This window comes from Actinomadura sediminis (assembly GCF_042675525.1).
In the GTDB taxonomy this organism is placed as follows: domain Bacteria; phylum Actinomycetota; class Actinomycetes; order Streptosporangiales; family Streptosporangiaceae; genus Spirillospora; species Spirillospora sediminis.
Genome location: NZ_JBHTJA010000150.1, coordinates 1 through 11,677 on the forward strand (window position 1 = coordinate 1; position 11,677 = coordinate 11,677).

Sequence of the window (11,677 nt, forward strand, 5' to 3'; positions counted from 1 at the left end):
CTGGGCGCGCGGCCGCTGCGCGCGGAAATCGGCACGGTGGCGCGGGCCGCGCGGGTCGACCTCGCCGGGGCGCCCGCGCCGGGCGCGCCCGCCGCCGAGGGCCTCGGCCTCACCGAACGCGAGCTGGAGGTGCTGCGCCTGATCACGGCCGGACGGTCGAACCGGCAGATCGCCGAGGAGCTGTTCATCAGCCCGAAGACGGCGAGCGTGCACGTGTCGCGGATCCTCGCCAAGCTCGGCGCGGCCACCCGCGGGGAGGCCGCCGCCATGGCGCACCGCCTGCGGCTCTTCGCCTAGCCGGACCCCGGCCGGGCGGCCGCCGCGGACGCGCTACCCGTGCTCGCCGCCGTGCTCGCTGCCGTGCCCGCCGCCGTGCTCGCCGCCGTGGCCCCCATGGCCGCCGTGCGGCACGCCGGAGGCGGGGGTCTGGCCGGGGCCGGTGACGACGAACTGGCCCATCATGCCCTGGTCCTCGTGGTACAGCAGGTGGCAGTGGTACATGAACGGCGTCGCCGGGTCGGGGGCCACGTCGAACCGGACGGCGATCCGGACCCGGCTCTTCGGCGCGACGTACACGGTGTCCTTCCAGCCGCGCAGCTCGGGCGGCGGGGCCGCCCCGTCCACCGACAGCACCTGGAACGACGACGCGTGCACGTGGAAGTTGTGCGGCTTGCCCTCCTGGTTGTAGACCTCCCAGATCTCCGTGGCGCCGCGGGGAGAGCCGAAATCGATCCGGGACATGTCCATCGTCCTGCCGTTGATGCTGAACCCCGCCAGGGCGAACTCGCGGTCGACCCGCCCGGACGCGCCGGGCCGCGCGAGCGCGGGCGCGGCGGCGAGCTCGCCGGGCAGGTCGGGGGACGCGCCGAGCCGGTCCGCGGCCCGCAGCTCCAGGACGTCGAAGGCGTCGTCACCGCCGGTGAACCGGTTCGTCCACGTGCCCGCGCCCAGCTCGGGCGCCGCGCTGCGCAGCACCACCCGCTCGCCCGGGCGCAGCGTCACCACGATCTCCGCGCGCTCGGCGGGCGACAGCCGCACGTGGTCGGTCTCGTGCGGGGCCGCCAGCAGGCCGCCGTCCGTCCCGACGAGGGCGAACGGGCGGCCGTCCGACAGGGCGAACCGGTACGTGCGGGCGTTCGAGCCGTTCAGGATCCGCAGCCGCACCCGCCGGGTCGTCGCGTCGAAGAACGGCGCGTACGTCCCGTTCACCAGGATCGTGTCGCCCAGCAGGCCGATCCCGCCGACCAGCGGCTGGTCCTCGACGAGCCGGTTGCCGTCGCCGAACGTGCGGTCCTGGACGATGACGGGGACGTCGTCCACGCCGTACCGGCTCGGCAGCCCGCCGCCCGGCCCGTCCGGCTCGTCGACGAGGAACAGCCCGGCGAGCCCGCGGTAGACGTGCCGGGCGGTCGCCCCGTGCGGGTGCGGGTGGTACCAGAGCGTCGCGGCGGGCTGGTCGACGGTCCAGGACGGCGACCACGTGCCGCCGGGGGCGATCGGCTGGTGCGGGCCGCCGTCCATCGCGGCCGGCAGGTGCATCCCGTGCCAGTGCACCGTGGTCGTCTCCCGCAGGGTGTTCCGCACGTTCACCAGGACCGTCTCGCCTCGCGCGGCGCGCAGCGTCGGACCGAGGACGCTCTGCCCGAACCCCCACGTTGGTGTCGCGGCGCCGGGCAGGATCCGGGTCCGCCCGGCGCCCGCGCGCAGCTCGAACACGCGGCGGCCCCGCCCGTCCGTGCGGGACGGCGCGAGCGGCGGGACGGCGAGCCGGTTGCGGAACCGCACCCGGCCGACGGTGTTCACGTCGGCGCGCGCCCACAGCACGCCCGCGCCGCCCGCGCCCGCCGCCGCCAGCGCCGGTACGGCGGCCAGGCCCGACACGAGCAGGCGCCGCCGGCGCGGCGGGCGGCGGGGGGAGAGGTCCGTTTCGGTGTCCATGCCGGTGAGTGTCGCCGGTGGGCGGGCGCGGCCGCGTCCGGCGAACGCCTTACCCGGTGCCTCAGTTGGCGGCGGCGCCCCGCGCGGGGCGGACGGACGGGCGCGCGAACGGTCGATTCCGGCATAGGGCAAGACCTCGGGATGAACCGGGAGTCCGTCATCGGTTAGCCTTCCCTAACTCGCACGCGCGCGACGTGCGCGTGGACCGTTCCGTTCGACCCGTCGGGAGTGCGCACGTGGCCCCTCAAGCGACCGGCGACGTCCTGCTCGGCGCCCGCGGCCTCACGGTGGGCCACCAGGGCCGCGCCGTGCTCACCGGCGTCGACCTGACGCTGCGGGCCGGTGCGGTCACCGTGCTCGTCGGCCCGAACGGCTGCGGCAAGTCGACGCTGCTGCGGACCGTCGCCGGGCTCCAGGACGCCATCGCGGGCACCGTCGAGGTCGGCGCGGGCGCGGAGCGGGCCCCGCTGGGGTCGCTGTCGCGCCGCGACCTGTCCCGGCGGCTCGCGTTCCTGCCGCAGACGCCGCTGGTGCCCGCGGGCGTGACCGTCCGCGAGCTCGTCCGGCACGGCCGGTACGCGCACCGCGGCGCGTTCGCCCGGCACACCGCCGACGACGTCGCCGCGATCGAGTGGGCCCTCGAGGTCGGCGACGCCGCGCCCCTCGCGGACCGGCGGCTGGACGAGCTGTCCGGCGGCGAACGGCAGCGCGCGTGGCTCGCGACCGTCCTCGCGCAGCGCGCCGGGATCCTGCTGCTCGACGAGCCCACCACCTACCTCGACCTCAAGCACCAGTTCGAGGTCCTGGACGTGGTGCGGCGGCTCGCCCGCGAGCACGGCATCGCGTGCGGGGTCGTCCTGCACGACCTGATGCAGGCCGCCGCGTACGCCGACGAGGTCGTGGTCGTCGCGGACGGCGGCGTCGCCGCGGCGGGCGCGCCCGGGGACGTCCTGACGCCCGGGACGATCGCGCACGCGTTCGGCATCGAGGTCGACGTCGTCCGCGACCCGGCGAGCGGGCACCTCGCCTGCTTCCCCAGGCGGACCGAGGCCGAGCGGGCCGCCCCCTGAGCCCTCCCTCCCGTTACCCATCACTCTTGACCCTGAGGAAGCCCTGATGAGAAGACTCCTGCGCGCCCTGACGAGCGGCGCCGCCGCGACGGCGCTCGCCCTCGCCGCCGCCGGGTGCGGCGGCGCGGCGGGCGACACCCCCGGCGCGGGCGGCGGCGCCGGCGGCGACGGCGCGATCACCGTCCAGACGGCGCGCGGCCCGGTGTCGCTGGACGCGCCCGCGACCCGCATCGTCTCGCTGGAGTGGACGTACACCGAGAACCTGCTCGCGCTCGGCGTCAACCCGATCGGCCACGCCGACACCGCCGGGTACGCCACGTGGGTCAGCGCGCCCGAGGCGAAGCTGCCCGAGGGCGTCGCCGACGTCGGCACCCGGCAGGAGCCGAGCCTGGAGAAGATCCGCGCGCTCAAGCCGGACCTGATCGTCTCCGACGAGGACCGCGTCGCCGCGAACTACGACCAGCTCGCCGACATCGCGCCCGTCCTGGCGTTCGACCCGCTCGCCGACCCGGCCCTCCAGACGATGAAGACGAACTTCACCGAGCTGGCGAAGGCCGTCGGCAAGGAGGACGCGGCCCCGGCCGTCCTGCAGAAGATCGACACCGCGGCGGCCGACCTCCGGTCGCGGCTGGAGAAGGCCGACAAGGCGGGCCTGGAGTACGCGGTCGCGCAGGCGTTCACCGCGAACGACGCCCCGCAGATCCGCATGCACACCGACAAGGCGCTCGTCGCGCAGGTGCTCAACCTCGCCGGGATGAAGAACACCTGGACCGGCAAGCCCGACGACTGGGGCATGACGACCGTCGGCGTCGAGGGCATCACGCGCGTCCCGGACGACGCGACGTTCCTGTACGTCGCCGCCGACGACGACAACCCGTTCAAGGAGCAGCTCGCCGACAACCCCGTCTGGACGGGCGCCCCGTTCGTCAAGGACGACCGCGCGATCGCCCTCGACCCGGGCACCTGGTTCTACGGCGGCGTCCTGTCGAGCGTCCACATCCTCAACATGACCGGCAAGGCGCTCGGGGTCTGATGACCGCCACGACCGGCGAGGCCAAGGTCCTGCTGCGCGCACGCCCGTCCGCTCTTGTGGCGGGCGGGGCGCTCGCGGCGGCGCTGTGCGCGGTGGCCGTCCTGCACCTGACGCTCGGCGCGTCCGGCGTCGGCCTCCGCGACCTGGTCGCGTTCGCGGTGGGCGACGCCGACGCCGGCGCGGAGGCCGTCCTGCTGGGCAGCCGCCTGCCGCGCACCCTCGCCGGTCTCGCCTCCGGCATCGCCCTCGGCGTCGCCGGGGCCCTGATCCAGGGATCGACCCGCAACCCGCTCGGCGCCCCCGACACCCTGGGCGTCAACGCGGGCGCCTACCTCGCCGTCGCCCTCGCCGCCTACCTCGGCCTGGAGACCGGCACCCTGCTGTCCGGCGGCGCCGCGTTCCTCGGCGGGCTCGCCGCCGCCGCGATCGTCTACCTGCTCACCGCCCGCGGCGTCCTCACCCCCGGGCGGCTGCTGCTCGCGGGCGCCTGCGTCACCCTCGGCGGCATGGCCGGGGCCGAGTTCCTGCAGCTCCTCGACGCCCCCGCGACCCGCGGCGTGTTCCTGTGGGGGAACGGGACGCTCCTGCAGCCGGGGCTCGACCGGCCGCTGACGATCGGCGCCGTGGTCCTCGCCGCCGCGCTGCTCGCCCCCGCGCTCGCCCGCCCGCTGGACGTCCTCGCGCTCGGCGACGACACCGCCGAGTCCCTCGGCGTCCGGGTGGGCCGCACCCGCGTGCTCGCCTGGCTGCTGGCCGTCCTGCTCGCGGCCGCCGCCGTCACCCTCACCGGCCCGATCGGCTACGTCGGCCTCATGGCCCCCGTCGCCGTCCGCCGTCTCGGCGTCCGCCGCCACCTCGCGCTCCTCCCGCTCGCGGGGCTGGGCGGCGCGCTGCTCGTCCTCGCCGGGGACGCCGCCGCGCGGCTCGCGCTCCCGCCGTCCGCCGGGTTCGGCGAACTGCCCGTCGGGGTCGTGACCGCGCTCATCGGCGGGCCCGTCTTCGTCCTCCTCGCCCGCCGCACCCAGACCGGGGACGCCGACGCGGGCGCGGCCGTCGCGGTCACCGCGCCCCCGCGCGGCGCCCGCTACGCGGCCGTCCTCGCGGGCGGGCTGCTCGCCCTCGCCGCCGCGGTGCTGGTCGGCCTGCGGATCGGCGACGTGGACGTGTCGTGGGGCCAGGTCGCCGCGTCCCTCACCGGGTCCGGGACCGCCGAGGCCGACGCGGTCGTGTTCTACCGGCTGCCGCGCATCCTCGTGGCCGCGCTGGCCGGGGCCGTCCTCGCGGTCGCGGGCGCGGCCGTCCAGTCGGTGGTGCGCAACCCGCTCGCCGAACCCGGCTTCCTCGGCGTCACCGCGGGCTCCTCCGCGGGCGCCGTCGCGCTCATCACGGTGCTGCCGGGCGCGCCCGCCGCGCTGATCCCGGTGTTCGCGGCCGTCGGCGGCGTCCTCGCGCTCGCCGTCGTCATCGCGATCGCCCGCGACCGGCACGGACTCGACCCGACGCGGGTGGTCCTCGTCGGCCTCGGCGTGGCCGTCACGATGAGCGCGGTGACGAACATGATGGTCGTCGCCGAGCAGATGAACGTGTCCGCGGCGCTCACCTGGATGGCGGGCAGCACCTACGCGCGGGACGCGACGACGCTCGGCTGGCTCGTCGTGCCCGCGCTCGCGGCCGTCCTGTTCGCCCTGTCGGCCCGCCCCGTGAACATGCTCGCGCTCGGCGACGACCTGCCGCGCGCGCTCGGGCTGAGCCTCGGGCGGGCGCGGCTGCTGGCGCTGCTCGCGGGCGCGGTGCTGGCGTCGGGCGCCGCGGCGGCGGTCGGGAACGTCGGGTTCGTCGCGCTCGTCGCCCCGCACCTCGCCCGCCGCCTCGCGGGCGGCGCCACCGGCCGGCTCGTCCCGGTCGCCGCCGTGCTCGGCGCCGTCCTCGTCGTCGCCGCCGACGCGCTCGGCCGCACGCTGCTCGCGCCCGTCGAGATTCCGGTCGGCATCATGACGGCCGTCATCGGCACGCCCTACCTGATCTGGCTGATGCGCCGCACGCCCGCCGCCTGATCGGCGGACGCGCGGAACCGGCGGCCTCCGATGACCGGCGGCCTCCGATGACCGGCGGGCATGGCGGTCGCCGACATTGCGCGGATTTTGCCCCGGTTCCGGACGTCATCCCCGGCCGTGCGGGCATGGCCCGGACGGACGCGAGGAGGGGCGATGGCCGACACCGTGATCGTGGTCGGAGCGGGGATCGCCGGGCTGGCCTGCGCCGTCCGGCTGCGCGAGAACGGGGTGCGGGTGCGGGTGCTGGAGGCGTCGGACGGCGTGGGCGGCCGCATGCGCACCGACGTCGTCGACGGGTTCCGGCTCGACCGGGGGTTCCAGGTGTTCAACACCGCGTACCCGGAGGTGCGCCGCCTGATCGACGTGGACGGGCTGCGCCTGCGGCCGTTCGCCTCGGGCGTGGTCGTCTACGACCACGGGCGCCGCGAGCGGGTGATGCTCCCGTGGCGGCACCCCGCGCAGACGCTCACCACGCTCCGCGCCGGCGTCGGGACCCCGCGCGACAAGGCGGCGCTGGCCGCGATGACGGCCCGCGACCTGGCCTGGCCGCCGTCCCGCATCCGGTCCGCCGCCGAACGCACCACGGCGGACGACCTGCGCCGCCGGGGCGTCTCGGACGTCATGGTCGAGCGGCTGCTGCGCCCCTTCCTGGCCGCCGTCCTGCTCGAACGCGAACTGGAGACGTCCAGCCGCTACTTCCACCTGCTCTGGAGGTCGTTCGCGCGCGGCGCCATCGGCGTCCCCGCGCTCGGCATGGGCGAGGTCCCGGCCCAGCTCGCGGACCGGCTCCCCGAGGGCACGATCTCGCTGGAGACCCCCGTCCGGGAGATCACCGACGAGGGCGTGCGGACGGCCTCCGGCGAGACGATCCCGGCCCGCGCCGTCGTCGTCGCCGCGGACCCGGCGGCGGCCGCCGCGCTCGTCCCCGGCGTCGAGGCGCCCGCGATGCGCCCCGTCACGACCTTCTACCACGTGGCGCCCTCGTCGCCGCTGCGCGAACCCGTCCAGATCATCGACGCCGAGGGGACCATCGCGGACACGCTCGTCCTCACCGACGCCGCCCCCGAGTACTCGCCGGACGGGCGCGCGCTGATCTCCACGTCCGTCCTCGGGGTGCACGGGGACGGCGACGAGCCGTGGGTGCGCGACCGCCTCACGCAGATCTACGGGCACACCAACGCGTGGCGGCACCTCGCGACCTATCCGGTCGCGGAGGCCCTCCCGGCGATGCCCCCGCCCCTCCGGCTCCGGCGGCCCGTCCGTACCGGCCGCGGCCGGTACGTGTGCGGCGACCACCGCGACACCGGCTCCATCCAGGGCGCACTGGTCTCCGGGCGCCGCGCCGCCCAGGCCGTCCTCGACGACCTGCGCGCCATCGACGCCCGCAAGCGGCTCACCGCGCTGCCCAAGCCGTGACGCGTCCGCGAGATCGGGCTTTCCGGGCGGTCAGGGGGTGAAGGCGCCCGCGGACGCCGCGAGGACGGCCGTTCTGGCCGCGTCGCCCGGCAGGTCCGGGTCCGGCGGCGTGCCGAGGAGCACGAGCCGGTGGTAGAGCGGCGCGGTCGCGGTGATCAGCAGCCGGCGCGCGTCCACGCCCGGCGGCAGCTCGCCCCGCGCCACGGCGCGCTCGACGACGATCTCGCAGCGGGCGTACCGGTCCTCCCAGAGCCGCCGCTGCGCCGCGGCGGCCCGCTCCGAGCGGAACGAGGCGGCGATGAGCGCCGCCATGATCGGGGGCCGCGCGGCCATCGCGTCCTGGATCTCCTGGTTCAGGCCCGCCAGGTCGCGCTCCAGTGAACCGGTGTCCGGGGGCCGCCAGTCGTCGTCGCCCGCCGCGTCGAGGACGTCGGCGAGCAGGCCCCCGACGTCCCCCCACCGCCGGTACACGGTCGCGCGGTGCACGCCCGCCCGCACGGCGACGGCGTCCATGGTGAGCCCGTCGAATCCGTGCTCCCCGAGTTCGGCCCGCACGGCGTCGAGCACCTGCGCGCGCACGCGCGCGGTCCGGCCGCCGGGGCGCCGGGCCGGTGGGGGGCGCCGATCTTCGGGTTGCGTCCGGGGTGGGCTCATGGCACCATCCTAATGTAACAGTCGTCGCATTAGTGGAGTCGCCGATGCTCATCCGGAGCGTTCACCCGGTCCAGCGGTCCCAGACCGCACACCCCTCGAATGCTTCGGAGTGCACGCATGCCCACGCAGATCACCGCCCGCGCCGTCGGGAAGTCGTACAACGGCCGGGTCGTCCTCGACTCGGTGACGTGCTCGCTCGCCGCGGGCGAGCGCACCGGCATCGTCGGTGAGAACGGGTCCGGCAAGACGACCCTCCTGCGCCTGCTGGCCGGGCGCGAGCGTCCCGACCGGGGCGAGATCGTCGTCGAGGCCGGAGGCGGCGTCGGCTACCTCGCCCAGGACGAGCGGCTGCCGCCGGACGCGACCGTCCAGCAGATCATCGACCGCGCCCTGAGCGACCTGCGCTCGATCGAGGCGCGGATGCGCCGCCTCGAAGAGGCGATGGCCGGCGGCGACGAGACGGCCATGGCCGAGTACGGCGAGCTGCTGACCGTGTTCGAGCTGCGCGGCGGCTACGACGCCGACGCCCGCGTCGAGCGCGCCATGCACGGGCTCGGGCTCGGCCTCGTGGACCGTTCCCGCACCGTCGGCGGCCTGTCCGGCGGCGAACAGGTCAGGCTCCGCCTCGCGGCCGTCCTCGCAGCCGCGCCCGAAGTGCTGCTGCTGGACGAGCCGACCAACCACCTCGACGAGAGCGCCATGACCTGGCTCGAGGACCACCTGCGCGCCCGCCGCGGCACCACCGTGGCGGTCTCGCACGACCGCGCGTTCCTCGAACGCGTCGCCACGGCCCTGCTGGAGGTCGACGCCGACCGGCGCCGCGTCGTCCGGTACGGCAACGGCTACGCGGGGTACCTCGCCGAGAAGAAGGCGGCCCGCGAACGCTGGGCGCAGGAGCACGAGCGGTGGCGGGCCGACGTCGACCGGCTCCGCGAGGCCGCCGCGACCACCGCCCGCCGGGTGGCGCCGGGCCGCGCGATGAAGGACGGCAACAAGATGGCCTACGACCGCGCGGGCGGGCGCGTGCAGCAGTCGCTCGCCGGCCGGGTGCGCAACGCCGAGGAGCGGCTGCGCCGCCTCCTCGCCGACCCCGTCCCGCCCCCGCCGGAACCGCTGCGGTTCACCCCGGCGCTCCGCGCCCGGCGCCTCGAAGGAGCCGTCCTCGACGCCGCCGGCGTCACCGTCGCGAACCGCCTGAACCCCACGAGCCTCACCGTCCCGGCGGGCGGACGCCTGCTGATCACGGGCCCGAACGGCACGGGCAAGAGCACGCTGCTGCGCGTCCTCGCGGGCGACGTCGTCCCCGACTCCGGCACCGTCACCCGGCGCGGCCGGATCGGGCACCTCCCGCAGGAGCCCCGGCCGGGCGCGCCGGGCGAGACGCTCCTGGCGGCCTTCGCCCGCGGACGGACCGGCGACCCGGCCGAGCACGCCGAACGCCTGCAGGCGCTCGGCCTGTTCGATCCCGCCCAGTTCACGGTGCCCGTCGGCCGCCTGTCGACCGGGCAGCGGCAGCGGCTCGCCCTCGCGCGACTGCTCAGCGAGCCCGTGGACGTCCTCCTCCTGGACGAGCCCACGAACCACCTGTCGCCCGCCCTCGTCGAGGACCTCGAAGCGGCCCTCGCCGGCTACACCGGCACCCTCGTCGTCGTCAGCCACGACCGCCGCCTGCGCCGCCGCTGGCGGGGCGCCCGCCTGGACCTCGGAAAGGACTCCGCATGCCCGCTCCCGCCGACCCCACCGTCCTCCGCCCGATGCCCGGGCAAGACCGCCTCGTCCTGCTGAAGCCCCTGGTCACGTCGCCGCTGATCGAGGTCGGGGAGTTCACGTACTACGACGACCCGGACGATCCCACGGCCTTCGAGACCCGCAACGTCCTGTACCACTACGGGCCGGAGAAGCTGGTCATCGGGAGGTTCTGCGCGCTCGGCGAGGGCGTCCGGTTCATCATGAACGGCGCGAACCACCGCATGGACGGCCCGTCCACGTTCCCCTTCCCGATCATGGGCGGTTCGTGGGCCGAGCACTTCGACCTCGTCACGGACCTGCCCGGCCGCGGCGACACCGTCGTCGGCCACGACGTCTGGCTCGGCTACCGCGCCATGGTGATGCCCGGCGTCCGCATCGGCCACGGCGCGGTCGTCGCCTCCGGGTCCGTCGTCGTCGACGACGTCCCCGACTACGGCATCGTCGGCGGCAACCCGGCCCGGCTCGTCCGCCGCCGGTACACCGACGCCGACGTCGAACGCCTCCTCGCCGTGGCCTGGTGGGACTGGCCCGTCGACCACCTCACCTCCCACATCCGCACCATCATGTCCGGCACGATCGACGCCCTGGAGGAGGCGGCGCCCCGGTAGGGCCTAGCCTTCGGCCAGTTCCGCGGCCATCCGGGCGGTGATGGCGGTCAGGACCCGGGCGGCGGTCGCCAGGTCCTCGGGGGAGACGGCGCCGTAGGCGCGGTCGACGACCCGGCCGGACTCGGTGCGGACCCGGGCGGCCAGGGCGCGGCCGGCGTCGGTGACCTCGACCCGGCCGCCGGGCAGTTCCCGGGCCAGGCCGCCGTCGATCAGTGCCGCCAGCGCCGCGTCCACGGCGGTCACGGGCCACCGGGTCATCGCGGCGACCCGGGCGGCGTGCCCGGCCCGGTCGACCGGGCCGCCGGCGGCCATGGCCTGGTTCAGGGGGATCCACTGCTTCTCGTCGACCGTCGTGCCCGACAGGGCCCGGGCCAGGACCTCGGTGTGGTGCTTCTCGGCCTGGCCGACGATCTTCGGGGTGAGCGTTGCGGCGGTCATGGCGATCTCCTTGATCGGTCGGGGCGTTCGGGCGGACATCAGTTCTCGCGCGTCCAGGCGGGCGTGATCCGCACCTCGCGGAGCCGCCAGCCCGCCGGGGTCCGGGCCGCGGTGAAGGACTGCCGCAGGCCGCCGGTGAAGTGGGGCGCCCGGCCGTCGCGGTAGTAGTACACGAACGAGTTCGCCGAGGCGGCCGCCCGGTCGCCGTCGACGTCCACCAGCAGGTCGGTGGTCGTGTGCTGGGTGTTCTCGCCCTCGACCTCGCCCTGCCGCATGAAGCCGACGACGTTGCCGAGCCCGCGGAGTTCGCCCCCGCGGGGCGAGTGCACCACCACGTCGTCGGCGAGGACGCCGCCCGCGTCGTCCCACCGCTTCTCGTCGAGCAGCAGCGCGAAGCGGGCGACCAGATCGGCGATCTCGATCCGGTCGGCGATCAGGGTGTCCGTGGACATGACGCCCTCCCTTTGTTGGTGCTTCCAATGTTGGTACAGCCAACTATACATAGATTCGTTGGCCATGCCAACGGTATTCGTGCGCCGTCCCGGAGAGGCGCGGGGAAGCCCGATACGGCGTGGGTGAGGCGCCGGGTGCCAGGGGCACGCGTCGGTGTCGAGCAGGGGCGCGACCGTGATCACTTTGCCGGTGATAGTTCGCGCGGCGCGCACGCCGCGGGCGTCCCGGCGGCGGCCGCGGCCGGGGCGGCGGGCGCCGCCGTGG

General features: G+C 76.0%; 11 protein-coding genes. 7 read left to right on the plus strand and 4 right to left on the minus strand.

Features of this window, described 5'->3' with window-relative positions; genetic code table 11:
• Nucleotides 1–297: response regulator transcription factor (locus tag ACFQ11_RS34890; RefSeq protein WP_378306691.1), on the plus strand; the 297-nt coding region annotated here is incomplete at its 5' end.
• Nucleotides 298–330: 33 nt separating this feature from the next.
• On the opposite strand, the gene ACFQ11_RS34895 is transcribed toward ACFQ11_RS34890, so the two are convergent.
• Nucleotides 331–1,938 (minus strand): multicopper oxidase family protein, encoded by a 1,608-nt coding sequence (locus ACFQ11_RS34895; protein WP_378306693.1) that lies wholly within the window; start codon nt 1,936–1,938, stop codon nt 331–333.
• A 236-nt stretch (nt 1,939–2,174) separates the two neighbouring features.
• Here ACFQ11_RS34895 and ACFQ11_RS34900 point away from each other — a divergent pair, with 236 nt between their 5' ends.
• The 4 genes from ACFQ11_RS34900 (at nt 2,175) to ACFQ11_RS34915 (ending at nt 7,511) form a co-directional block, all read left to right on the plus strand.
• A complete protein-coding gene (locus ACFQ11_RS34900; RefSeq protein ID WP_378306695.1) occupies nt 2,175–3,008 on the plus strand; it encodes an ABC transporter ATP-binding protein in 834 nt (277 codons plus the stop codon).
• Between the two features lie 46 nt (nt 3,009–3,054).
• Nucleotides 3,055–4,041: an ABC transporter substrate-binding protein gene (locus ACFQ11_RS34905; RefSeq protein ID WP_378306697.1), complete on the plus strand. Its 987-nt coding sequence runs from the start codon at nt 3,055–3,057 to the stop codon at nt 4,039–4,041.
• Entirely contained in the window at nt 4,041–6,095 is a 2,055-nt protein-coding gene (locus ACFQ11_RS34910) for an iron ABC transporter permease (RefSeq protein ID WP_378306699.1), read from the plus strand. The genes ACFQ11_RS34905 and ACFQ11_RS34910 overlap by 1 nt, the downstream gene beginning before the upstream one ends.
• A gap of 153 nt (nt 6,096–6,248) precedes the next feature.
• Nucleotides 6,249–7,511, plus strand: coding sequence for an NAD(P)/FAD-dependent oxidoreductase (locus ACFQ11_RS34915; protein WP_378306701.1), 1,263 nt, complete (start codon nt 6,249–6,251; stop codon nt 7,509–7,511).
• A gap of 30 nt (nt 7,512–7,541) precedes the next feature.
• Here the strand turns inward: ACFQ11_RS34915 and ACFQ11_RS34920 are convergent, their stop codons facing one another.
• A complete protein-coding gene (locus ACFQ11_RS34920) occupies nt 7,542–8,090 on the minus strand; it encodes a TetR/AcrR family transcriptional regulator (protein ID WP_378306703.1) in 549 nt (182 codons plus the stop codon).
• A gap of 192 nt (nt 8,091–8,282) precedes the next feature.
• Here ACFQ11_RS34920 and abc-f point away from each other — a divergent pair, with 192 nt between their 5' ends.
• Both abc-f and ACFQ11_RS34930 read left to right on the plus strand, forming a co-directional pair.
• The gene (abc-f, locus tag ACFQ11_RS34925; protein WP_378306705.1) at nt 8,283–9,950 is read left to right on the plus strand and encodes a ribosomal protection-like ABC-F family protein; all 1,668 of its coding nucleotides are present in this window, start codon (nt 8,283–8,285) and stop codon (nt 9,948–9,950) included.
• On the plus strand, nt 9,884–10,522 hold the full coding sequence (locus ACFQ11_RS34930; protein WP_378306707.1) for a CatB-related O-acetyltransferase: 639 nt from the start codon (nt 9,884–9,886) through the stop codon (nt 10,520–10,522). The genes abc-f and ACFQ11_RS34930 overlap by 67 nt, the downstream gene beginning before the upstream one ends.
• A 3-nt stretch (nt 10,523–10,525) precedes the next feature.
• Here the strand turns inward: ACFQ11_RS34930 and ACFQ11_RS34935 are convergent, their stop codons facing one another.
• Both ACFQ11_RS34935 and ACFQ11_RS34940 read right to left on the minus strand, forming a co-directional pair.
• Nucleotides 10,526–10,960 (minus strand): hypothetical protein, encoded by a 435-nt coding sequence (locus ACFQ11_RS34935; RefSeq protein ID WP_378306709.1) that lies wholly within the window; start codon nt 10,958–10,960, stop codon nt 10,526–10,528.
• A gap of 38 nt (nt 10,961–10,998) precedes the next feature.
• On the minus strand, nt 10,999–11,412 hold the full coding sequence (locus tag ACFQ11_RS34940) for a nuclear transport factor 2 family protein (RefSeq protein ID WP_378306711.1): 414 nt from the start codon (nt 11,410–11,412) through the stop codon (nt 10,999–11,001).
• Nucleotides 11,413–11,677 lie beyond the last annotated feature (265 nt).